Origin of the sequence: Colwellia sp. MB3u-45 (genome assembly GCF_014077005.1) — a bacterium.
GTDB lineage: Bacteria > Pseudomonadota > Gammaproteobacteria > Enterobacterales > Alteromonadaceae > Cognaticolwellia.
Genome location: NZ_JACGVC010000053.1, coordinates 1 through 24,201 on the forward strand (window position 1 = coordinate 1; position 24,201 = coordinate 24,201).

Below are 24,201 nucleotides of genomic sequence, written 5' to 3' on the forward strand. Positions count from 1 at the left end.
AATTGTTAAAGAAAGTTAGTTTCTTCAAAGAAGATAACTAACCGATACAGAATCTCATTCGCTCTATACCGTAAAGTAATTCGTTGCTGCAGGCCTTGCCTGAAGCGAGATGCGCATTCTACGCATCTGAGTTTTAATGTCAACGTTTTATTTAGATTTTTTAAACTTTCTTTTCAGAAGATTCAAACTCATTTTTAAAACGTTAAGTTAGCTTAATCAGCCTAGACTAGATTAGATAACTCATTAAAACCGTTCGTTTGGGTTACCCCTTGGAACTGGAGCGCATTCTAGAGATTTCTGGCTTCACGTCAACCCTTAATTGCCATTAATTTACAAATAAGGGACTGTTTGCTCTTTATTTATACAACCCTTGCTGTGACTGGGTTTTTAATGTTCGATACGCTGAAAAATCACCCAGTTATATTGTGTCTTTGAAGTCACTTTGTCTTAACCGCTAAGTACCAGGAGTGACTCAGTGCATTGAAAAATGCTGTTTAATGGCTTTTTTTGCTAAGATAGCTATATCAGTCATCTAAAATATCTTATTTATGCAGAAAAATAATTTTCGAAGCTATCATGGCATTACTCCTATATTAGGTAATGCAGTTTATGTTGATGAAACGGCCGTACTTGTTGGTGACATTACCTTAGGTGATGATACTAGTGTTTGGCCTTTAGTTGCCGCTAGAGGTGATGTGAACAAAATTACCATTGGCGCTCGCACTAATATACAAGACGGTACGGTTTTACATGTCACACGCAAAAGTACCGGTAATCCCAATGGTAACCCTTTAGTTATTGGTGACGATGTTACGGTTGGTCATAAGTGTATGTTACACGGATGTGCTTTGGGTAACCGAATACTGGTTGGTATGGGCACTATTATTATGGATGGTGTTATTGTTGAGGATGATGTGTTTATCGGTGCGGGTAGTTTAGTGCCGCCAAACAAAACACTTAAAAGCGGCTACTTGTATGTTGGTAACCCAGTTAAACAAGCGAGAGAGTTAAAGCAGAGTGAAGCTGATTTTCTCAAACAGTCTGCAATAAACTATGTTGAATTAAAAGCTGAGTACTTAGCTGATAACCATTAACCTTTGAGGTTACTCTAACTCTATATGTATTTCATTACCTTCTGGCTCGTTTTCCTCGAGCCAGCTTTCTGTTACTTCTTCTAAATCAAATTTAGTGCCATCATCAATTTCGGTTAATTTCTTTAGCTGCATAGAATGAAAATATAACCTTATACGCTGTCCTGAAACTTGTCCGGTAAAAGACCAAGCATCATGCTGCTGATCAAAATGTAGATCATCATTAAATAAAATTGCTTGGTTCACCTTATGCTCGCTTCACTTTCATTACTTTAACTGAGCTCTTAAGGAGACAAGTACAGGCTCTACTGCTGGGCTAACGGCTCTCCACAAATGAAAGCTTGCCGCAGCCTGCCCCACTAACATGCCTAAGCCATCAATAATATGTTCAACACCTAGCTGTTTTGCTTGTTTTAAAAATGCGGTTGGCTCTTTGCCATAGACCATGTCATAACAAACTGTTGAACTTTTAATTGTGTGATCTGATATCGGTAAGCTATCACCGCATAGACCTGCTGATGTGGCATTGATGATAATATCAAATGCTAAGTTATGGGTCTCTGCGAAAGTAATAGCATCAATAGCGTTATTAGGATACTGGCTAGTAATAGCCTGTGCTTTACTTAATGTTCTATTGGCAATGGTTAATGATTGAGGAGACTGCGCTAATATTGACTGCACAACACCTTTTGCGGCTCCGCCAGCACCGAGTAATAACACCTTACTATCTCGCAGTTGCACTTGATGCCTGAGTAAGTCACTAACTAAGCCGACACCATCTGTAGTATCACCATAAATAATTCCATTAGAAAAAATTAAGGTGTTCACTGCGCCAGCTAACTTGGCTCTTGCACTCAACTCATGACACAGGGCAAATGCTTGTTCTTTAAATGGTGCGGTGACATTGGCGCCTTTGCCATTGTTAGCCATTAATTCTTTTACGGCATTGTCGAATTGATCTAATGCAACCAACTGACTTTGGTAGTTCATTGTTTGCTTTGACTGTAGCGCAAACTGTTGGTGAATAAAGGGAGATTTTGATTGAGCGATAGGATTACCAAATACGCGATACTGATCCATAAGATTATTAGCTTAAATGTTTAGCGGTAGACTACCCTAGTTATTAAACAATGAAAACAAAAAAGCAGTCACTGGGTAACTGCTTTTTTCATCACTTTGACCCGTGCTGAATATAGTTAAAGTCTCTTTAAAATTTATAAGCTAACATTAGTGAATAAACCATAGGGTCTATTTCAACTTCAGCACTGCCATTAACACTACCACCTACTTTAAAACTGGTATCCGTATTAATATCAATATAACGAGCGGAAGCATTTAATGACCAGTTTTTGTCAAGTTGGTAATCAGCACCAAGTTGAACAGACAGTCCGAACGACCCGTCTAAGTCTAAATCACTAAAACCGGCCTCTTTATAAGTTGAAGAAAACTTCTCATCAAAGAAAATTGTATAGTTGATACCCGCACCCACATAGGGCTTAAACGCTGAGTGAGTATCAAAGTAATACAGTGCACTTAATGTCGGTGGTAAATGAGATATTTTACCAAGCGTTGTGGTTGCGCCATCGGCATGCAGTTTTATGTCATGAGAAAACGGGGTTGAGGCTAAGAGTTCAATAGCCCAGTTTTTATCATAAAAATATACAAAATTAACACCAAGCTGAGTATCACCATCCGCTGAGACATCTAAACCTGAATCAGCGCCATCGAGGAACACGTTAGCTTTATTACTGGCAGGATCAACCATAGTGGCGCCACCACGAACGACAAAGTCGCCAGCTTGGTTAGCCAGTGCAAGGGGAGATAATGTAAGAGCGGAGAGGATGAGTCCATTAATTACTGAGGTTTTCATTAGAGCGTTACCTTTTATAAATAGAAAAAATATTAAATTTGTTCACTAAGGTAATTTTACGCGCGCCTGGTTTTCGACAGTTTGATCTAGCTCAAGCTTTATCATAAACCCTAAAAAAATAGGCTTTAATGGTCTTGAAATTAAAAACTTAACTTGGGTAACTTAACGTAGCAACCACACCTACAGCGAACTTTTCTGTTGATGTGGATTGCTAGGTTAATAAACAACAAGCGGCAATGCTAGGTTATAACCAATCTTGCGGTACTAAATAGTCTTGTAGTGCTGCTTCTGGGCTGCCAGCTTCCGGCTGAAAATTATACTCCCAACGTGCCAGTGGCGGCATTGACATCAAAATGGATTCTGTTCTGCCACCTGATTGCAAACCAAATAAGGTGCCGCGATCAAAAACTAAATTAAATTCAACGTAGCGGCCACGACGATAAAGTTGAAATTGACGATGATTATCATCAAAGGGCGTTGCTTTACGCTTTTCTATTAAAGGTATGTAAGCATCAAGAAAGCCTTTTCCAACTGCTTTCATATAATCAAAGCACTTATCGAATTCCCATTTATTCAAATCATCAAAAAATAAGCCGCCAACGCCACGAGTTTCATTGCGGTGTTTTAAATGGAAGTATTCGTCACACCACTTTTTATATTTTGGATAAACATCGTCACCAAAAGGCTGACAAATATCTTTTGCCGTTTGATGCCAATGCACAACATCTTCTTTGAACGGGTAAAAAGGCGTGAGGTCAATACCACCACCAAACCACCACACAGGTTCTTCACCTTCTTTTTCAGCAATAAAAAATCGGACATTGGCATGAGATGTCGGAATAAAAGGGTTTTTAGGATGAATAACTAATGACACACCACAAGCTTGCCATTTACGGCCAGCCAATTCTGGACGATGTGCTGTTGCAGATGGTGGTAACTTATCACCAGAAACCACTGAAAAATTGACCCCGCCTTGCTCGATAACGCTACCATTTGTGAGTACTCGGGTTCTGCCACCACCGCCTTCAGCGCGCTGCCAATTATCTTCAATAAATTTACCACTACCGTCGGCAGCCTCTAACGCGGAACAAATTTGGTCTTGCAACGATTTTAAAAATTCAACAACAACATTAATATTTATAGTGCTCATGAGCGAATAACATCTCCAGATAATGCATCAATAATAGTAGAAGGCTGATCAAAGCCTAGAGTTTTTCCTTTAATAATAAAATCAATTTTATTAGCGAGATCATTGGGAATTCCTTGCCATGTTTTGGCCGGAGGTTTACCACTTAAGTTCGCGCTCGTAGAAACAATCGGCTTATTAGTGGCGAGACAAAGTGCCACAACGTCTGGCTGACTAGTAACACGCACCGCAATAGTGTCAAAGCGCCCCGTCAACAACCTAGAAGTGTTAGCATTTTTAGCCACTAGTTGCGTAATGCCGTCGGGCCAGCGAGATAATATCGCCAGGCGTTTGTCTTGAGGTATTTTACACTCATCTATATAAGGTAAAAGTTGTCTATAATCACCCGCAAGTAGTATTAAGCCTTTATCTACTAAACGTGACTTGATCAACAGCAGCTTTTCAATTGCCTCATCGTTATCAGGATCACAGCCTAAACCAAATACGGCCTCGGTTGGGTAAGCTAAAATGCCACCCTGTTGAAATGTTTCTAATGCTGTCGTCATGGCGTTTTATGATGGCGCTTAGTAAAATTAATTTAATGATGATTATACGTTTTTTACTGACAAACAACATGGCTAGTAAAAAAAAACGGTAAGAGTCTGTAAACTCTTACCGTTTGGATTAACCCCCGTCCAACGCTAATAATAAATTAAGCTTCAAACAGCTCTTTAATTTTCTGCCTAAGCACGAACTTCTGCACTTTACCGGTTGAGGTTTTAGGCAACTCGCTAAAAACAATGGTTTTAGGTACTTTAAAGCCCGCCATATGTTCACGGCAATATTGAATTACCTCTTGTTCTGTCAGCGTCTGCCCGCGTTTCAGTGCTATAAATGCACAGGGAGTTTCTCCCCACTTTTCATCTTTTTTGGCGACTACGGCGGCTTCTAAAATGGCTGGATGGGTATATAACACCCCTTCTACTTCGACTGATGAAATATTTTCACCCCCCGAAATTATAATATCTTTCGAACGATCACGAATTTCAATATAACCATCTGGATGTTTAACCGCTAAGTCCCCTGAATGAAACCAACCATGAGCAAAAGCCTCTTCTGTGGCTTTTTCATTTTTCAAATAGCCTTTCATCGTGCTATTACCCCGGAACATTATTTCACCCATAGTGATTCCATCTGGGCGAACAGGCTCCATAGTATCCGGATTTAGCACATCAACGTCTTCTTGCGTGATATAACGCACACCTTGGCGCGCTTTTAATGCTGCCCGTTCATCATCGCTGCGCTCATTCCATTCATCTTTCCACTCACTCACGACACAAGGCCCATAAACTTCAGTTAAGCCATAACTTTGGGTGATTTCAATGCCTAAGCTTTCAATGCCCTTAATAACCGCGGCAGGTGGCGGAGCACCAGCGGTCATCGCTTTAATATTTTTAGGTAATTGCGCCAGCAAGCTTTCGTCAGCATTCAAAATCATATTAAGCACGATTGGCGCGCCACAAAAATGACTGACCTTATGCTCAATCATCGCATTAACGATAGCGCCTACTTCAACTTGCCTCAAACAAATTTGCGTACCGCCAACAGCCACTATCGTCCAAGGAAAACACCAACCATTGCAATGGAACATCGGCAAAGTCCAAAGATAATTGGTCTTGCTGTCGGTCGGCCAAACAAAGTTATGGCCAAGAGAGTTCAAGTAAGCACCGCGATGTGAGTAAACTACGCCTTTAGGATTACCCGTAGTGCCTGAAGTGTAATTGAGCGCCAAAGCTTGCCATTCATCATGAATCAATGAACCAGTGAAATTTTCATCGCCTTGAGCCAGTAACTCTTGATATTCCATGGTACCAAGGCGCTCTCCGCCTGGACCTTCTGGATCGTCAATATCAATCACCAAAGGTTTACGCTTTGACAGTGCTAATGCTTGTTTAATCACACCGGAAAATGCGGTATCGGTAAACAGTACATCACATTCGGCGTGATCAAGAATAAAAGCGATATTTTCCGCATCGAGGCGAATATTAATCGCGTTAAGCACAGCACCCGTTAGTGGCACACCATAATGGGCATCCAAAAATGCCGGAATATTAGCGGCCATAATACTCACGGTTTGCCCTAGATTCACCCCATTTTTAATGAGGCTTGAGGCGAGTCGACGAACATTCTTACGATATTCTTGATAGGTAAATTTTTGCTTACCATGGATAATTGCAATTTTGTCTGGATAGACATCAGCGCTACGATTTAAAAAGTTTATTGGTGTTAGTGGCTGACTGTTAGCAGCAACCTTGTCTAAACTTTGGCTATAAATGTTACTCATTTCTTTCCTCATTTATTTTACCGAAGCGACTCTTAATACTAATTAACTTAATGATAAGTAAACTCATTCATGCTTTAAATTAGTATAACGCTGTGATTTTATATTATGTTCGGCTTTACAATTTAAAATAATCATACGCCAATAATTAAATTAAAAAATTATCCTTTGGTCTATACCCGTTCTACATCAAAGAAAATTATAAATGCTATGAAAGAATTGTCATTTCAGAATATTTTCAAACACGTTACAATATGGTATTAAAATGGTATTAAATTTCACCTAACATTACCGCCTTAAGCATAACGTTAGGTTTCAAATCACCTCATCAAAAGGCACTACGCGTATGAAAGTTGGGATTATCATGGGGTCAAAGTCAGATTGGCCAACCATGCAGCACGCTGCTGAAATGTTAGATCTATTTAATGTACCTTATGAAACAAAAGTTGTTTCTGCACATAGAACACCGCATTTACTTGCTGAGTATGCACAAGGCGCTAAAGATCGTGGTATTCAAGTTATCATTGGTGGCGCAGGTGGCGCAGCGCATTTACCTGGTATGACCGCTGCTTATACAAGCTTGCCAGTTTTGGGTGTGCCCGTGCAATCAAAAGCCTTAAATGGTCAAGACTCATTACTCTCTATTGTACAAATGCCAAAAGGCATTGCGGTTGGTACATTAGCCATTGGCACGGCAGGTGCGGCCAATGCTGGCTTATTAGCCGCTCAAATTATTGGTCTTTCTGACCCGGCAGTACAAGCTGCTGTAGAAAAATTTAGAGCAGAGCAAACACAAACAATTCTTGATAACCCAAACCCTGCAGAATAGGCTAGCTAAATGAATGTTTTAGTATTAGGTGCTGGCCAACTGGCTCGTATGATGGCCTTGGCGGTTAAGCCTTTAAATATCAATATACGCGCTTTTGATGTTGGCTCAGACACTGTGGTTGACCCGCTTTCAACTGACATTGTTTTTGGTGGATTAACTCAAGGCATTGAGTTCGCTGACTTTATCACAGCTGAGTTTGAGCATATTGATCACCAAACACTTGCACTTTGCCAAGCGTCTGGAAAACTACGTCCGAGCAGCCAAGCCATTAAAATCGGCGGCGATAGAAGATTAGAAAAAGATCTGCTCATCAAGTGCGGTGTGGCCAATGCCCAACACCAAATTATTGCGACCAAAGCAGACTTTGACCAAGCTTTAAATAACTTGTCTATGCCGTTAATTTTAAAAAGCGCTTTGGCAGGTTATGATGGTAAAGGTCAATGGCGATTAAAAGATAAAGCACAAGCGGAAGACATTTGGCTTGATATTAAAGCTTTTTTCGATGGTGGCGTACAAGGCCTTCAACATGCAGTAGTGGCCGAACAAATGGTGCCTTTTGATCGTGAAGTCTCGTTAGTTGGCGCGCGTGACAGTCAAGGTAATACCGTAGTTTACCCCTTAACTCAAAACCATCACACCAATGGCGTGCTGAGTGTGTCAATTGCCATTGAAATAGATGAAGCGCTACAAGCACAAGCAAAACAGGTGTTTGATAGCATAGCAAAAGAGTTAAATTACATTGGTATATTAGCCATTGAATTCTTCCAAATTGGCGAGCAATTATTGGTAAATGAAATTGCTCCTCGCGTACACAACTCAGGTCATTGGACCCAACAAGGTGCAGATACTTGTCAATTTGAAAACCATTTACGTGCGGTATGTGATTTACCACTTGGCAGTACTGAGTTAATTCGTCCATCAGCCATGATTAATATCTTGGGTGAAGATGAAGTACCCAATGAAATATTGAGTGTGGCCAGTACCACTTTACATTGGTATGGAAAAAGCAAACGCCCGGGCCGTAAAATGGGTCATATTAATGTCTCAGGTAATGATGAAAAACAATTAGCAGAGCGATTAACCTTATTAGCTGACATGCTACCAGAAGCAGCATTTGATGAACTTAAGCCTTATGTCGCCAGTTACCAAAAAAAACTGAGCTAACACTATATTAGCGATTACACAGCCAGTGATGCCTTACGGATAAGTCACTGGCTTTTTTCTACCTCAATTCCTACCTCAATGTATATCTCGATTGATAAGAAAATTAATGCGGCTGAAAGTGACTGCAGGGTTTAGACGCGCATTGTAACTTTTCACCTGCTGCCATCTGTCTTTTTAGTAATAAAGCAAAGCCACATTTTTCACATTCGCCCACAACTGGCTCATGATTCACAACAAACTTACATTTGGGGTAGTAATCACAGGAATAAAATGTTTTACCAAAACGGCTGATCTTTGATTGTAGTTGGCCCTTTTTACACTGTGGACAACTGACATTTTGTTGCTCAAGTTCATTGTGATCTTGCGCCACGATGTAAGAACAGTCAGGGTAGTTTGTACAGCCAATAAACATACCATAACGACCTTGTTTGACCGCCAATTCTTGATTGCATTCAGGACATTCACTACCAACCAATATTTTGTCATCAACGCGCTCATGTTCGACAACCGCTCGAGTGTATTGGCAATTAGGATAGGTAACACAACCAAAAAATGAGCCTGACTTACCATGCTTAATGGTGAGCTGCGAAGCACAGTCGGGACAAATTTCAGCGGTTTTTTCTAAGGCATGTTCATGACGTGAAAACAGGGGTTTTTCGGATTTTGACATAGTAATGCACCTAAAATATTAGGTGCATATTATGCCATATTTTTACCATATTAACGTGGCTATTTTTCGTGCACTTTTTGTCTTAGAAAAAAAGCTAATGCAACGGGCCTTCTTGCTCATCAAAAATCAGGTCTTCCATTTGAGAGTAGGCACTTTCTTTACCTGGCACATTAAACAGCACCATCAACACAACCCACTTTAAATCATCAATAGAGAAAAATTTAGTGTCTAGCTCCATAACACGGTCAATAACCATTTCACGGGTAGTAAAGTCTAATAAATTAACCTGCTCTAAAAACATCAGAAAACCACGACATTCTACATCAAGAATTTGGCTCTCTTGTGCCGTATAAATTCGAATAGACTGGTTACCTACTCGTGTTAAATAAGGATAAGCCTCTGTGTCCTGTAAGGCGGTAAGTTTTTCCAGCCAAGCAAGCGCTTTATAAATTTCATCTTGGTGAAAACCAGCACGCGTTAATTCATCAGTAAGTAGCTCATGGTCCACCATGACTTCAGCTTCACTATGAACATAATTTTCAAACAGGTAAATTAAAATATCAAACATCATAGCCCCTATTTAATTTAAGGTAACCCCCTGGCACAGCAGATACCAGACCTCTAAGTTCAAGCACGGTTAATCGAGTTAGCACTTCGTCTATCGGTAGTTTACTGCGCGAAACGACTAAATCTACGGGCGTAATTTCATAACCCACACTAGCTAACATTGGATCGTTACACAAGTGCTGTTTTTTACTTTTTTCTGCTAAATTATCTTTCGCTTTGTTTCTACTCAAGTTTAAATTATCTGTAACCAACGCTTCAAACTCATCCACTATATCACTGGTATCTTCGACAAGCTTAGCGCCTTGTTTAATTAACCAATGACAACCTTTCGCCTGCACATTATAAATAGAGCTAGGTATAGCAAATACTTCTCGGCCTTGTTCTAAGGCACAACGCGCCGTGATCAACGAACCACTTTTTAAAGACGCTTCAACGACCAAAACCCCCAAACTTAAACCGCTTATTAAACGATTTCGCTTTGGAAAATGTCCCGGCTTAGGTGCGATACCAGGGGCAAACTCGCTAATAATTAACCCCTTGTTTTCAACAATATCTTTTTGTAATTTTTTATGGCGAGCGGGATAGGTTATATCTAGTCCTGTTGCTACCACCGCAATAGTATAGCCCTGCTGATACAAAGCCCCTAAATGCGCTTGCCCGTCTATACCTAATGCTAAACCACTAGTAACAACGAAGTGACTGGTTAACTGACCCGCCAACTTATAAGCAATCTCTCTACCTGAAATACTGGCATTGCGGCTACCGACAATGGCAATTTTAGGTAATAACAATAAATCTACATTACCACGGACAAAAAGCACTAGCGGTGGATCATAAATTTCTTTTAGTAATGGTGGGTATAGAGGATCATCAAAGGCAATAATTTGACTGTGACAGTGGCTTGAATCAGAGATTATTTTTGTCAACGAATCCCAGGCAGGAGAAGTTATTGCAGCACGCTGTGGATTGGTGAGACCTGACAAGGTTAAGTCAGTAGTCGCCGCGAATAAAGCCTTTAAACCAAACTTTTCGACTAGGGCGATTTTTTTATGACTGGCTAACCTTGGAATAGCTTTCACTGCTAGCCAATAATGCGTTAGAGTTAACTCCAACGTTAGCGTGTTGCTGGTATTTACCACTTGCTTCTCCTTAAGCGTGGCCCAATTTTAGAGCTAGGGTGCCGTAACTCCATCAAGGATTCGTAATGGCTTTTCAGCATTAAGAATCAAGGCCATACTGACCTTGTCATAAACTTTAAATACCATCACTTTGCCGATTACTTCGGTTGGCATATCGTAATCCGAATAGCTGTTATTGGTTATTTTGTTCCAATGAGAAGTGTCTTTACTGTATTGCGGTCCATGGTCTGTTTCAATAACGCCGGGGCTTTTTCGGCTAACCGTTAACACATCGCCAGTTTGTACGGCTTGGCTATTGCCTTTATTAATCATTATCACGTCAAATTTAGCAAATTCACGTAGTTTGGTCACCGAGCTAATAATTAAACCATCAGTGCTTTTAGCACCTGCTCGCATGGTAAAAATAGCGGGGTAATCTTGCTCGTCATTGACTGGCATAACATAAGCACCCGAACGAATTTCGCGTTTTGCACCCTCAACAAAAATAGTGCTTGGCTGCTGCTGACTCATATTGCCACTTTGTAGTGCCTTGCCCGTACCAATAAGTCGAATATTATAACCCAAATTTTGCTGTGTTTCGGGATCAATAATGGCATCCGCTTTATGGTAAATACCATAACTTTGACCAACAATGAGGTCACTATTAACATAAACCTTAAAGCCATCAACACTTGATTTATAGCCATCCTCACTGCCAATAATATGAGGTAAGTCGGCTAACTCAGCTAAACTTCTCACGGTATCGTAGCGAATATAGGGCGCAATAACATGCAAAGGTAGTGTACTAACGGGTTTTTGGTCTTTTAATTGTTTACGTACTTTAGGTGACCATTTAAGTTCAGGCTTGCCTTTAACCAGCATGGGTTGGCCTTGGGCATCAAATACTAGCCGCAACTCATCCCCAGGGTAAATTAAATGTGGGTTATTAATATCAGGATTAAGACGCCATAACTTAGGCCACAACCAAGGTTGATTGAGAAATATACCTGATATATCCCACAAGGTATCGCCTTTCTTAACGATATAAGATTTTGGAGCATCTGGCTTTAATGCTAGCTCATTGGCCATTAAAGAAACTGACAGAGCAATGCCAAATAGTAAGGATAAAACTCTTATTAGCATGTTAATTTCCCTATTATTAGAGGTTTTATCCTAAACCACTATGATTAACTATAATTAATGGCTAAAATTGAAACATAACACTCTATGCGACATTTCGCGAACTCTTTTGATAAATTATGGCTATTTTACCTGTATTACGATTTCCTGATGAGAGATTAAGAACAAAAGCGCAACCTGTAACTGAAGTTAACGATGAAATTCGTACTATTATCAGTAACATGTTTGAAACCATGTATGATGAAAATGGTGTTGGTTTGGCGGCAACTCAAGTTGATATTCACCAACGAATTGTCGTTATTGATGTTTCAGAAAATAAAGAACACCCTTACGTGTTAATAAATCCTGAAATCACTCGCAAAAGTGATGACACCATTATTAATGAAGAAGGTTGTTTATCGGTACCTGGCTGTTATGCCAAAGTTGACCGTAGTATTGATGTCACAGTTACCGCCCTTGATGAAAATGGCAAAGCCTTTACTTTAGATGGTGAAGAGCTATTAGCTATTTGTATTCAGCATGAACTGGATCATCTTAATGGCATCTTATTTGTTGACTATTTGTCACCACTTAAGCGCCAGCGATTCAAAAAGAAATTAGAAAAAGAAGCGCGTTTGGATAATGCCAACGCTTAAGTGTCATCGCTCTTTTATAACTCATACCCATTAAATTAAGTAAATGAGCGATTATTTATTTCAATTGGTATCAATTGCATTTTGGAAACTCCTTTGCCCAATGCCGTAACTACACCATTAAATATCATTTTTGCTGGTACCCCTGACTTTGCCGCGCAACATTTAGCGGCGCTAATTCACTCAGAGCATAACATTGTTGCGGTTTATTGCCCGCCCGATAAACCGGCTGGCCGCGGTAAAAAGCTTACGGCTTGTGCAACTAAACTATTAGCCCTAGCGCACGACATTCCAGTTCAACAGCCGGTGAACTTTAAAGCGGAACAAACACAGTTAACGCTGGCAAATTACCAAGCAGATGTCATGGTCGTGGTTGCTTATGGTTTATTATTGCCGACGGTGATTTTACAAACACCCAGATTAGGCTGTATTAATGTTCATGGTTCTATTTTGCCTAAATGGCGTGGTGCTGCACCGATTCAACGTGCTTTAGAAGCGGGTGACTCACAAACTGGCGTGACCATAATGCAAATGGATAAAGGCCTAGACACAGGTGATATGATATTAACCGCAACGTGTGACATTACCCTAAAAGACACGAGCGCAAGTTTATACGATAAGTTAGCTGAACTAGGTCCAAAAGCATTATTAAACACCTTAGCCTTGATGGCTTTAGGCAAACATCAACGCCAAGCACAAAATAATCTACAAGCCACTCATGCGGCCAAACTTGATAAAGCAGATGCTGAGTTAGACTGGCAACAACCCGCAAGCATACTTGATCGAAAAATCAGAGCCTACATTCCATGGCCAGTGGCGCAATTTACCTTTGATGACAACAGTCAACAACACCGTATTCGGGTTTGGCAAGCTAGCGTTATTGAACTTGAGCATCAGCACCTGCCTGGCACTATTATAAGCTGCGATAAACAAGGTATTGTGGTCGCCACAACAGCCAATGCTTTACGACTTGAGATATTACAACTGCCAGGCAAAAAAGCCTTAGCCGTTGCTGACATACTCAATGGCAAAGCAGATTGGTTTACCCAAGGCCAATCAATCAATCGGCTAATACAGCCTCAACAAGAGTTAACTTAATTATGGCCGCTAATCTTAGAGCACTGGCTGCTCGTTGTACCTTTGCCGTTGTTGATAAAGGCCGTAGTTTGTCAGACGAACTACCACAACAAATCGCAAAAATAGATATTAAAGATAAAGGGCTATTACAAGAGCTTTGCTATGGCGTATTAAGACATTTACCTGAGCTTGAACATGATGTTCGTGACTTCATTAAAAAACCCTTTAGCGGTAAACAACGCGTTGGTCACTTTTTATTACTGGTTGGGATTTATCAAATAAAGTATACCCGCATACCAGATCACGCCGCATTTAATGAAACCGTTTCCGCCTGTAAAGCCTTAAAATGCGACCATTTAAAAGGTGTGATTAATGGCGTATTAAGAAATTTCCAACGCCAGCAAACACAATTAGCAGATAAAAGCCTAGCCGCTGAACCTAGCAAGCTACCGGAAGCGATCGCCTTTAACCACCCCTCTTGGTTTATTAAAAAATTACAAAGTGGTTACCCTGATAGTTGGCAAGATATTCTCAAAGCGAATATGCAAAGACCGCCGATGTGGTTGCGAGTTAATGTCCTACACCATAATATTGATGAATATCTAGCTTTATTAGTGGCTGAAAACATTGATTATGCCTATGTCGATGAAAAGTCATCTGCGATACGTTTAACTGACGCCATCGATGTCAATAAATTGCCTGGATTTCAGCTAGGTTGGGTATCAATTCAAGACGGCGCCGCACAACAAGCTGCACTTTTACTTGATTGCCAGCCAGATGACAATGTACTTGATTGTTGTGCCGCGCCAGGTGGAAAAACCTGTCATATACTTGAATATAGTCCAAAAATAAAAGCGCTGACCGCCATTGATATTGAAGAGTCGCGCTTGCTGAGAGTGCATGAAAACCTACAACGTCTGAATCTACAAGCAAAGGTGATTACCGCTGATGCCGCGACACCAGACAAGTGGTGGAATGGAGAATTATTTGACCGCATTTTACTTGACGCTCCGTGTTCGGGTACCGGTGTCATCCGCAGACACCCTGATATTAAATGGTTACGTAAAAGCCAAGACATTGCGGTATTAACTGATTTACAACAAGATATATTAAAAAATGTATGGTCTTTATTAAAACCCGGTGGTACTTTGCTGTATGCAACATGCAGTGTATTACCAGAAGAAAATAGTCAGCAAGTTCAACGTTTTGTTGCTGAAAATTCAGATGTGGAGCATATCGCGATAACCAATAATGCACATGATATTGGTTGGCAGATACTGTCTAACGACAATTCGATGGACGGTTTTTACTACGCCAAACTCATTAAAAAATCACAGTAAAAACAACAATAAAAGCAATCTTAAATGAAAATTATAATTATTGGTGCTGGGCAAGTTGGTGGAACATTAGCAGAAAATCTTGTTGGCGAAAAAAACGAAATTACGCTAATAGACACCAACAGTGAAACCTTGCGTGAGTTACAAGACAAAATGGATTTACGCGTTGTTGTGGGTCACGGCTCTCATCCTGATGTGCTAAAACAAGCTGGCGCAGAAGATGCTGAACTCGTTGTTGCAGTAACCAACGACGATGCTACCAACATGATTGCTTGCCAAATTTGTTATTCGCTCTTTAATACCGCCAATAAAATTGCCCGAATTCGCTCAAGTCAAATTCTCAAATATCAAAAAGAACTCTTTCAAAATAAAAATATTCCAGTAGATCATATTATTGCACCAGAGCAATTGGTGACCCGAGATATTGCCCGACTTATTGATTATCCGGGTGCACTACAAGTATTAGAATTTGCTGAAGGTAAGGTCAGTTTAGTTGCCGTTAAAGCTTATTATGGGGGCTTATTGGTGGGTCATGCCCTATCTACTTTGCGCGAACATATTCCGAATATTGATACCCGGGTGGCGGCTATTTATCGTAATGGTAAACCTATTCGACCTTTGGGCACTACCGTTATTGAAGCCGATGACGAAGTATTCTTTATTGCCGCCTCAATTCATATTCGCGCGGTAATGAACGAACTGCAAAAGTTGGAAGCGCCTTATAAAAAAATCATGATCGCCGGTGGTGGTAATATCGGCTCAGGGTTAGCGCGCTTGTTAGAGAAAAACCACCAAGTAAAATTAATCGAGCATTCGGCTAAACGCGCAGCCTATTTAGCGTCTGAGCTAAACGACACCTTAGTGTTTACCGGTGATTCTTCAGATCAAGAGTTACTGTTAGAAGAACACATTGATCAGTTTGACGTTTTTATTGCTGTCACCAACGATGACGAAGCCAACATTATGTCATCGTTATTAGCAAAACGCTTAGGGGTACGCAAAGCTATGGTATTAATCCAGCGCAGTGCTTACATTGATTTAGTCCATGGTAGTGATATAGATATTGCCGTTTCACCGCAACACGCCACTATTTCCGCCTTATTAACCCACGTGCGCCGTGGTAATATTAATAATGTTTATAGCTTGCGTGGTGGCGCAGCAGAAGCAATAGAAATTGTCGCTAAGGGTGATGAAAAATCATCTAAAGTGGTGGGTAAAACTATCCAACAGATCAGGTTACCACCCGGCACAACTATTGGTGCAATCGTGCGTGGCGAAGAAGTCTTAATTGCCCATTCAGATACTCGAATTCAAGCAGAAGACCATGTGGTGTTATTTTTAGTTAACAAACGCTATATCAGTGATGTTGAAGCTTTATTCCAACTGGATGCCATAGCGTTTTTCTAAGCGACTTGTTCTAAGTGATTTGTTCTAAGCAATAATGTGTTAAGTACTATCAGAAAAATATATTAGGTTCGCCAAAATGCTGGTGTCATTAGTACCAGCAAGGTAAATATCTCTAAACGGCCAAACAGCATGGCAACAACCAAAACCCATTTACTAAAATCATTTATTTCTGCGTAGTTGGACGCAACCTGCCCCAAACCTGGGCCCAAATTATTCAAACAGGCAGCCACGGCAGTAAAGGCTGAAATGTCATCCATTCCGCCCGCTAATAACAACAACATACAAACAACAAACACAGCCGCATAAGCAGAGAAAAAACCCCATATGGCTTCTACCACACGATTTGGTAGCGCTTTCTTACCTAACTTAATCGTAAACACGGCTTTAGGATGTACTAATCTATTTAATTCTCGCACGCCTTGTAAATAAAGCAGTAATACCCGAATGACTTTCATGCCACCACCGGTACTGCCCGCGCAACCACCAATAAAACTAGCAAGTATTAATAAAATGGGCAGCAGCGTTGGCCAGTTAGCAAAAGCGACTTCGCCGGAAGATGTTGTTGAAAATCCGGCCGTCGTGCTAATTGAAACGGCATGAAACATCGCTTGTTCAAAGTTTTCAAAACCTGACTGGTAAACATTAAAACTCGTTAGCACAATAAAACACACTAAGATCAAAACGGCTTGAATACCCAAAAATACTTTAAATTCTGAATCATAAAAATAACTACGTAATGATCGGCTGTTCACTACCGCGAAATGCAAAGCAAAGTTCACCCCGGCAACCAGTAAGAAAAATACACAGATAAAATTGATTAGCGGACTATTAAAATAGCCCATACTTAAGTCGTGAGTCGAGAAGCCACCAATCGCAATAGTAGAGAAAGAGTGGCAAATAGCGTCAAATAAATTCATCCCCGCTGCCCAATAACTCATGGCACAGGCAAGGGTTAAGGTGACATAGATTAACCACAAATGCTTAGCCGTATCGGCAATGCGCGGGGTCATTTTTGAATCTTTCACCGGCCCTGGAGTTTCAGCGCGATATAACTGCATACCACCTATGCCTAGCATAGGTAAAATAGCTACAGCTAACACAATGATCCCCATACCACCCAACCACTGTAGTTGTTGTCGATACCAAAGCACCGCGTGTGGTAGTCCGTCAATCTGCGTTAATATGGTTGCGCCTGTCGTAGTAAGACCCGAAAAAGACTCAAAAAATGCATCGGCAACGCTAAGATTAGGTTGATCTAATAATAATAAAGGCACCGCTGAGAAACTCGCCAAAACGGTCCAAAACAACACCACAATTAAAAAGCCTTCTCGTGCCCTTAAATCGCTTTTTTCGTCTCGATAAGGATACCAAGATAAAAGCCCCGCGATTAAACAAAAAAGAAATGACATTAAGAAAGAAACACCACCGCCATCTCGATAAACCAGAGAAATAAAAGCAGGCGGCAGCATAGTTACGCTCAGTAAGGCGACTAATAACCCTAATATTCGGATGATATTTTTAAATTGCACGGTAGTTTATTATTGCTTTTTAGTTATAGGTTGAAGTGTTAACTGTCCCGCGGACATGGTTTGCAATTGCTGTTGGAAAAGCTCAAGTTTTTCATCAGGTAATGCGAGTATCAGAACAACATTCTCATGGTAGTCTTGCTGGATAATTTCGCCACCCATTTGCTCAACAAAATGCAAAACATCATTTACTTGTGCATATTGACACGCTAGTGTTTTGCGTACCATAGGAATTTTCAATTTTGTCGGTAAATTCGCCAGTGCTTTCTTAACGCTGCCGCCATATGCGCGTTGTAAACCACCAGGTCCAAGCTTAGTACCACCAAAATATCGTACAACAACAGCACAAAGCTCACCAAGATTACTGCCCATTAACATATTAAGCATAGGTTTACCGGCAGTGCCTGACGGCTCCCCGTCGTCAGAAAAGCCATATAATTGGCTATTTTCAGGCCGACCAACAATAAAAGCATAACAGTGATGATTAGCTTGTGGATGTAATACTTGTAAGCTTTTAATAAACGCTTTGGCATCAGCAGCACTGGTGCAAGGTTTAAGGTAACAAATAAAGCGGCTGCGCGTGACTATGGTTTCATCAATAATCGCTTTGGCCGCTATTTCATATGGTCTAGACACAAATAGTTTCGCTTAGTTTAAGTCAGAATCTCGTGTCATATTTTCATTATGCGACTGGTGAACAATGACATTATCTTCTATTCTGATACCACCAAATGGCCGCATAGCATCAACTTCTGACCAATTAACCATTTTACCATGGGCAGATTTTTTTAAGTCAGCTAGCAGAGAATTGATAAAATATAAGCCAGGTTCAATAGTAAAAACTTGATTGCTTTCTATCACGCGCGACGTCCGTAAAAAAGCATGTTGCTCTGGGGTATTAACGTGAGTTCCACGTTCGTCAGCCATAAAACCGCCAACATCGTGCACTTGTAAACCTAAGTGATGACCTAAGCCATGGGGGAAAAAGGTAGAAATAATACCACTTTCAACCGCCGTATCGACATCAACATTAATAAAGTTAAACTCTCGTAATACCTTACCTACTTCGCGATAAGTGGCAATATGTAGATCAACATAACTCAGCCCTGGTTTTAAAGCGTCAACCGCATTCAACATTAAAATATCCATGCGCGCAATTAGCTCAGCAAAACGATCGCGCTTAAAAGAGTAAGTGCGAGTAATATCAGCGGCATAACCATTAAAATTAGCGCCGGCATCCAGTAAAAAAGAACGATGGGCTTGTGGTACACCGCGATCTAAAGCGGTGTAATGCAAAATAGAGGTATTTTCATTTAACGCAACAATATTGCCATAAGGTGTTTCACTTTCAACATGTTGTGTGGCTTTAAGAAAAGCATGTTGGATATCATACTCTGAGGCACCATCGAAAAAAGCGGCTTTGGCTGCTTTATGGCCCTTAACCGCAATCTCATTTGAACGGCGCAAACACGTTTGTTCGTAAGAGGTTTTATAAGCACGGTGAAAATGAAAATAGTTAATCAATGGCTCGGGATTGATATGCTCAAAGCCTAACGCTTTCGCCACTTCAATATGAGCACCAATATAGGCAAAAGATTTTTTATCATAAGGCAGTAACTTGTCGACATCACTGGCTTTAGCTAAAATTTTTATATCGAAAAATTCATGCCAATAATCATCCGCTAAACCGATGACTTTATGCCAAAAATCAACTGGTTGGTAATAAATCAGTGTAGGTTTATCTGTACCGTTAACCAATAACCAACAGTTAGCAACATCAACTAAAGGTAACCAGGCTTTAAAGTGTGGGTTAACGCGAAATGGATAGCTGTTATCGTCTAAGAAGGCTTTAATTTCTTGACCAGAGTGAATGACTAAACCTTCAAGATTTTCTCTTGCTAATACGGTTTTAGTTCGTTTTTGTAACTCAGCTACATGAGCTGGGTATTGGCTAGCTAGTGTATTCATCTGGTAACTCTCTCAATTTCTTTGGTGTTAATTGTACCTTGTTTAGCCCAATATTATAATGCAAGCGTGCTGCTATTCGTTTATATTCATTGCAATGATCTGGTCAAACAAAGAGGCCGCTTGTCCTACTTTGTGTTGGTATATTTGCTGATAAGCTAAAACGCTTTTAACATATTCTCGGGTTTCTTTAAACGGAATGGTTTCAATCCAAACATCGGCAGGTAATGACTCAGCGTTTTTTAACCAACTTCTTACGCGATAAGGGCCGGCATTATAAGCCGCGGTAGCCAGTACCTGATTGCCATCATGGCGGTCGAGTAAATCACGTAAATATTTTGTGCCTAATTTAATATTATTTTTAGCTTTGAATAAATATCGAGTAGAAACTTTTTTGCGCGCCAGCTGTTTTGCTGTACCCGGCATAATTTGCATTAAACCTTTAGCGCCGGCTGGAGAATTAGCATCAGACATAAATGAGCTTTCACGACGCGTTATAGCAAACGCCCAAGCTGGATTAATGTTTTGCTGGCCCGCATAGTGGTTAATTTCACTTTCAAAGCCCAATGGAAAACGTAAACCTACATCGTTAAGATACCCCACTTTAGCTAAGGTAAATATCGCCCTGTCATACCATTGCATTTCATTGGCAACTTTAGAGGCAACTAACTTGTCGCGCTTACTGAGTTTAGACAACCAATAATTCCATTCCTTACGGGCGTGATAAAACCGACCAATGGCAAACAGCTCAATGGCTCTTTTTGCTTCAGGGCTTTTAGTTACTAAGGCTCTTTCGTCTGCGCTAACGACGAGCGGTATATTCTGAAAATTAGCCGGTTTATTTAAATAACTCGCGGCTAAAAAACCATAATAATGTCGGCTTAACGCCAGCTTATTTAAGCGTAAATTTCCTGCCACTAACTCATCAGTGGCCAACAAGCTTCTGCCATACCAGTACTGCCACTGCAGGCTGTTTTGTGCTATTTCAGGTAATTTTAACAGCTTAGTTTTGATATTTTGCCAATTTTGATCACGCAGAGCGTCGGTTATATACCACTGGGTTAAGTTACTCGTAAATAAGTTTTCATCAACTTTCGCTAACCATGTCGCCGCATCAAGATGATTTTTACTGGCTAACGCTAGGGCAAATTTTAACGTAATTTGTTGCTGTTGCTGCACAGAAAAAGGTAACAACAACTGGGCTAATTGATAGGTATCAAGTGCTTGCTTTGGATCGCGCCATATTAGGCGCTTTAAACCATAAGCGACTATTTCCGCCTCTCTCTGGGTTTTATTTTTAAATTTTGATAAGTGTGTAGTGTATGACGGGTCGCGACGTACTTGATGCCAAAGCTGAGCTAAATATTGCTCATTCTCTGGTAATAACCGAGTTAAATACGGTATTAAAGTATGTTTACCACCATCCGCTGATAATACGATACGTTGCCATATTACCTCATTGGTTCGATACCCTGCTTGCTGCCACTGCTTAAACAAAGGGTCACAAACTTTAGGCTGCGACTTACCTACTAGCCACAGCGAGCTTACTTTTGGCAATACTTTCGTGGGTGACACACCAGATTGCAGCTGAAATCGATAATGCTGACAGGTTAGCTCAACGTCACTAGTGGCTTCGAAAAAGTTTTGAAAAAGTACCCGCTGCTTACGTTTGGCTAAATAAGTTAGCCATTTATTTCTTAAAGGCCAATCCAGTGGTGTGCCTTTATACTTTGCTAAAAAGTCCCTTATCTCTGGCGCTGATGACAACTTCATGTTGGTCATTAAGCGTTTCTGATCCAAATAAGGTTGCAGCGGATAATAATGTAGTTGGTTATACAGATTTTGATAACTAACAGAGTTGTGATTCCAAGTTTGCTTTTCGGCTTGCAAGAAATTTTTTCGCTGCTGGCTTTCATCATTAGCGAAAGTTGCTGCACTCACTAATAGCGCACTTAAGATGACGGTTTTAAAAAATCGGAAACTAGCTAGCGGCATAAGAAGACCTTGGAGAAATAAGCATGGATCAATTATTCACCTCTAACGTGACAAAGCAAGCTTATTACAGACAATTATTAGCTTAATTATCAATATTGGCTCTTGAAGTCAGTTTTAGATACTTAAAAATCCATTGAAAAAAAACAATCAAGGTAAGTTTATTGTTGCGTCATGGTAAATAGGCTTTAAAATTAGCGCCAAACCCTATTCCCTAGCAAGGTAAAGCATGACCGATTGCCCTTTTTCAGCTCCAGACCACCAATTAGATGCCATTGGGCTTCGCTGCCCCGAGCCAGTAATGATGCTTCGGCTAAAAATACGAAAAATGGCCGAAGGTGAAACCCTCCTTGTGAGCGCTGATGACCCGTCAACGGCAAGAGATATCCCAAGCTTTTGTCGATTTATGGATCATCAACTTATTAGTCAACAAGTTAAAAAAATACCTTTTCAATACGTTATTAAGAAAGGGTTATGACATTAAATTACTGATCAGTGCATAATAGTTGAAGCCAAATAATTTTTTTGAGCTATTTTTAACAAAAAAATTATACCGCTTGGTTACTCAGCCATAAAATCAACTTGTTATCATAGTTTTTAAATGGTTATTCATAACCCCCAAAAGATCCCGCAGGACCAGGAAAGACCACTGGACTTTCAAAACCATCTTTTGCAACACTGCTAACACCGAAAAAATAGTTATCGATTACAATATTTTTTAACTCAAATTCAGTGACATCACCGACATATTGGCTTTTTGTCCATGTTGGCTCTGTGGTCAATCGCCAATGAACACGGTAACCCGCTAAGTTATTTGCCATAGTCCCTGCTGGACGCTGCCATTTTAAACTTGTTGATGCTTTAACTGCCCCTGAAATTTCAGTATTGGCCGGCGGTGGTGGCGCCCAAGCCATAGCGGCCATAGTAACAGCGTTTAACGAGGTTAATTTCGCAGTAAAATCAAAATCTACACCAGCAATAACATCACCGAACGCTCGGCCATTTTCGCTTCTAAGGTCTTGATGCTGACGATCGTAGTGCTCATTAGTTTCCATAATACGCACGGCAGGATAACCAACTGCATTAAAGGGTCTATGATGTCCGCCTCGACCAAATCTGTCCAATCTATATATCATCATAACGTCTAAGTTAGGGATGTATTGGTCGGCAATTTTATCAATATAGCGAGCTACATTTCGTGAAGACGAATCTACTTCACCGCCAGTAAATCTGCGTTTTTTAGCTTCTGCCGGTGTTTCAACATAGCGAACGCCTTCGGAAAAAACCCTTGCGGTTGTATTGTTGATAATGCCATTGATACCTGAAATATTACCAATCATGTCGTTATTAATAACCGCTTCCACACGCCAAGCTTCTTTCTTGGCAATACCCGCCATTATTTTTCCACCAAACAATCCCTGTTCTTCTCCTGATAATGCAGCATAAACAAGAGTACCGGCAAATTTATGTTGGGACAGCACTCTAGCGGCTTCGATAACTCCGGCAACACCTGAAGCATTATCATTGGCTCCTGGAGAGGCACTGGTGTAATCAAGCGGGTCTGACACTCGAGAGTCTATATCACCAGACATCACGATATAGCGATTGGGATCGAGTTGGCCGCGCTGAATAGCGATAACATTGATCACTTCAGTCGGTTCAGGAATTCGCTTTTCTCCTGAAAAGGTCTGTTTTTGATAAACAACCTCTAAACAGCCTCCACATTGTGCTGAAATTGCATCAAATTCTGACTTAATCCAACGACGTGCCGCGCCAATCCCTTGGCTATCTGACTTTGTCTCTGACTTTGTCTCTGACAAAGTATGCCTAGTACCAAAGCCAACTAATGTAGTGACATCTTTTTTCAGTCTCTCTGCACTTACTTGTTGTTGTATCTCACGCAATACCAACTGCTCATTCGGCGGCACCACTGTAGCAGCGTAAACAGGTATAGCCGTAGCAAACGCACATAACACCCCAAAAGTTTTTCGAGAAAAAGCATTAAACGATGCAGTAAGCGAGATACTCTTCACTTTGCTAAAATATATAAACATAACGACGACCTAATATTATTGTGATTATTACTTTGGTAAAAGATTAGCACATTTAATAAGCTTAACGGGTTCATCCATCCTATTAATAATTCAATTCAACGCACGGTTAAATTCACTATCGAACTCACTATTGAACTCACAATTAAATGATCAATTGCTCCGAGTTAGACGGGTCACAAAACTTTATCAAGCTAAAATATCAGCTTCAAATACGGTCAATTTTGCCACACTTAACTCTGCTGGTTAACATTAGCTAGGCTTATAAGACTAGGTTTAAGTTTAGATTTTACTTTAG

At 40.5% G+C, this 24,201-nt stretch carries 23 protein-coding genes; 8 read left to right on the top strand and 15 right to left on the bottom strand.

Annotated elements, in window-relative coordinates:
* The first annotated feature begins 548 nt into the window (after positions 1–548).
* Positions 549–1,094 carry a gamma carbonic anhydrase family protein gene (locus tag H4J41_RS15225; protein WP_182136182.1) on the top strand — a complete coding sequence of 182 codons (546 nt, stop codon included), beginning with the start codon at positions 549–551 and terminating at the stop codon, positions 1,092–1,094.
* 9 nt (positions 1,095–1,103) lie between these two features.
* Here H4J41_RS15225 and H4J41_RS15230 read toward each other — a convergent pair whose 3' ends face one another.
* The 6 genes from H4J41_RS15230 to H4J41_RS15255 all read right to left on the bottom strand — a co-directional run bounded on the left by H4J41_RS15230 (position 1,104) and on the right by H4J41_RS15255 (position 6,431).
* Positions 1,104–1,337, bottom strand: a complete 234-nt coding sequence (locus H4J41_RS15230; RefSeq protein WP_182136183.1) for a hypothetical protein — start codon at positions 1,335–1,337, stop codon at positions 1,104–1,106.
* Positions 1,338–1,358: 21 nt separating this feature from the next.
* A complete protein-coding gene (gene aroE / locus H4J41_RS15235) occupies positions 1,359–2,171 on the bottom strand; it encodes a shikimate dehydrogenase (RefSeq protein ID WP_182136184.1) in 813 nt (270 codons plus the stop codon).
* A gap of 127 nt (positions 2,172–2,298) precedes the next feature.
* Positions 2,299–2,961: an OmpW family protein gene (locus tag H4J41_RS15240; RefSeq protein WP_182136185.1), complete on the bottom strand. Its 663-nt coding sequence runs from the start codon at positions 2,959–2,961 to the stop codon at positions 2,299–2,301.
* Between the two features lie 244 nt (positions 2,962–3,205).
* Positions 3,206–4,111, bottom strand: coding sequence for an oxygen-dependent coproporphyrinogen oxidase (gene hemF, locus H4J41_RS15245; protein WP_182136186.1), 906 nt, complete (start codon positions 4,109–4,111; stop codon positions 3,206–3,208).
* Positions 4,108–4,653, bottom strand: coding sequence for a Sua5/YciO/YrdC/YwlC family protein (locus H4J41_RS15250; protein ID WP_182136187.1), 546 nt, complete (start codon positions 4,651–4,653; stop codon positions 4,108–4,110). Before H4J41_RS15250 ends, hemF begins: the two co-directional genes overlap by 4 nt.
* Positions 4,654–4,799: 146 nt before the next feature.
* Positions 4,800–6,431, bottom strand: coding sequence for an acyl-CoA synthetase (locus H4J41_RS15255; protein WP_182136188.1), 1,632 nt, complete (start codon positions 6,429–6,431; stop codon positions 4,800–4,802).
* Between the two features lie 343 nt (positions 6,432–6,774).
* Here H4J41_RS15255 and purE point away from each other — a divergent pair, with 343 nt between their 5' ends.
* Together purE and H4J41_RS15265 are read left to right on the top strand one after the other, a co-directional pair.
* Positions 6,775–7,257: a 5-(carboxyamino)imidazole ribonucleotide mutase gene (gene purE, locus H4J41_RS15260; protein ID WP_182136189.1), complete on the top strand. Its 483-nt coding sequence runs from the start codon at positions 6,775–6,777 to the stop codon at positions 7,255–7,257.
* 9 nt (positions 7,258–7,266) lie between these two features.
* Positions 7,267–8,421: a 5-(carboxyamino)imidazole ribonucleotide synthase gene (locus tag H4J41_RS15265; protein ID WP_182136190.1), complete on the top strand. Its 1,155-nt coding sequence runs from the start codon at positions 7,267–7,269 to the stop codon at positions 8,419–8,421.
* 103 nt (positions 8,422–8,524) lie between these two features.
* Here H4J41_RS15265 and H4J41_RS15270 read toward each other — a convergent pair whose 3' ends face one another.
* The 4 genes from H4J41_RS15270 to H4J41_RS15285 form a co-directional block, all read right to left on the bottom strand.
* On the bottom strand, positions 8,525–9,091 hold the full coding sequence (locus H4J41_RS15270) for a topoisomerase DNA-binding C4 zinc finger domain-containing protein (protein WP_182136191.1): 567 nt from the start codon (positions 9,089–9,091) through the stop codon (positions 8,525–8,527).
* Positions 9,092–9,185: 94 nt separating this feature from the next.
* Positions 9,186–9,659 (bottom strand): DUF494 family protein, encoded by a 474-nt coding sequence (locus tag H4J41_RS15275; RefSeq protein ID WP_182136192.1) that lies wholly within the window; start codon positions 9,657–9,659, stop codon positions 9,186–9,188.
* Positions 9,652–10,797: a DNA-processing protein DprA gene (gene dprA / locus H4J41_RS15280; RefSeq protein ID WP_182136193.1), complete on the bottom strand. Its 1,146-nt coding sequence runs from the start codon at positions 10,795–10,797 to the stop codon at positions 9,652–9,654. Before dprA ends, H4J41_RS15275 begins: the two co-directional genes overlap by 8 nt.
* A gap of 33 nt (positions 10,798–10,830) precedes the next feature.
* Entirely contained in the window at positions 10,831–11,919 is a 1,089-nt protein-coding gene (locus H4J41_RS15285) for a LysM peptidoglycan-binding domain-containing protein (RefSeq protein ID WP_182136194.1), read from the bottom strand.
* Positions 11,920–12,035: 116 nt separating this feature from the next.
* On the opposite strand from H4J41_RS15285, the gene def reads away from it, so the two are divergent.
* The 4 genes from def (at position 12,036) to trkA (ending at position 16,369) form a co-directional block, all read left to right on the top strand.
* On the top strand, positions 12,036–12,551 hold the full coding sequence (gene def, locus H4J41_RS15290; RefSeq protein ID WP_182136195.1) for a peptide deformylase: 516 nt from the start codon (positions 12,036–12,038) through the stop codon (positions 12,549–12,551).
* Between the two features lie 81 nt (positions 12,552–12,632).
* Entirely contained in the window at positions 12,633–13,646 is a 1,014-nt protein-coding gene (gene fmt, locus H4J41_RS15295) for a methionyl-tRNA formyltransferase (RefSeq protein ID WP_259363444.1), read from the top strand.
* Positions 13,647–13,648: 2 nt separating this feature from the next.
* Complete coding sequence (gene rsmB / locus H4J41_RS15300) at positions 13,649–14,965, top strand: 16S rRNA (cytosine(967)-C(5))-methyltransferase RsmB (RefSeq protein WP_182136196.1); 1,317 nt, start codon at positions 13,649–13,651, stop codon at positions 14,963–14,965.
* A gap of 24 nt (positions 14,966–14,989) precedes the next feature.
* Positions 14,990–16,369, top strand: a complete 1,380-nt coding sequence (trkA, locus tag H4J41_RS15305; RefSeq protein WP_182136197.1) for a Trk system potassium transporter TrkA — start codon at positions 14,990–14,992, stop codon at positions 16,367–16,369.
* Between the two features lie 62 nt (positions 16,370–16,431).
* Here trkA and H4J41_RS15310 read toward each other — a convergent pair whose 3' ends face one another.
* The 4 genes from H4J41_RS15310 to H4J41_RS15325 form a co-directional block, all read right to left on the bottom strand.
* A complete protein-coding gene (locus H4J41_RS15310; RefSeq protein ID WP_182136198.1) occupies positions 16,432–17,898 on the bottom strand; it encodes a TrkH family potassium uptake protein in 1,467 nt (488 codons plus the stop codon).
* Between the two features lie 9 nt (positions 17,899–17,907).
* The gene (locus H4J41_RS15315; RefSeq protein ID WP_182136199.1) at positions 17,908–18,531 is read right to left on the bottom strand and encodes a YigZ family protein; all 624 of its coding nucleotides are present in this window, start codon (positions 18,529–18,531) and stop codon (positions 17,908–17,910) included.
* Positions 18,532–18,543: 12 nt separating this feature from the next.
* Positions 18,544–19,863 carry a Xaa-Pro dipeptidase gene (gene pepQ, locus H4J41_RS15320; RefSeq protein ID WP_182136200.1) on the bottom strand — a complete coding sequence of 440 codons (1,320 nt, stop codon included), beginning with the start codon at positions 19,861–19,863 and terminating at the stop codon, positions 18,544–18,546.
* 72 nt (positions 19,864–19,935) lie between these two features.
* Positions 19,936–21,855, bottom strand: a complete 1,920-nt coding sequence (locus tag H4J41_RS15325) for a transglycosylase SLT domain-containing protein (protein WP_182136201.1) — start codon at positions 21,853–21,855, stop codon at positions 19,936–19,938.
* A gap of 226 nt (positions 21,856–22,081) precedes the next feature.
* Between H4J41_RS15325 and tusA the strand changes: the two genes are divergently transcribed.
* On the top strand, positions 22,082–22,330 hold the full coding sequence (tusA, locus tag H4J41_RS15330; protein ID WP_182136202.1) for a sulfurtransferase TusA: 249 nt from the start codon (positions 22,082–22,084) through the stop codon (positions 22,328–22,330).
* 127 nt (positions 22,331–22,457) lie between these two features.
* On the opposite strand, the gene H4J41_RS15335 is transcribed toward tusA, so the two are convergent.
* The gene (locus H4J41_RS15335) at positions 22,458–23,906 is read right to left on the bottom strand and encodes a M28 family peptidase (RefSeq protein ID WP_182136203.1); all 1,449 of its coding nucleotides are present in this window, start codon (positions 23,904–23,906) and stop codon (positions 22,458–22,460) included.
* Between the last annotated feature and the right edge of the window lie 295 nt (positions 23,907–24,201).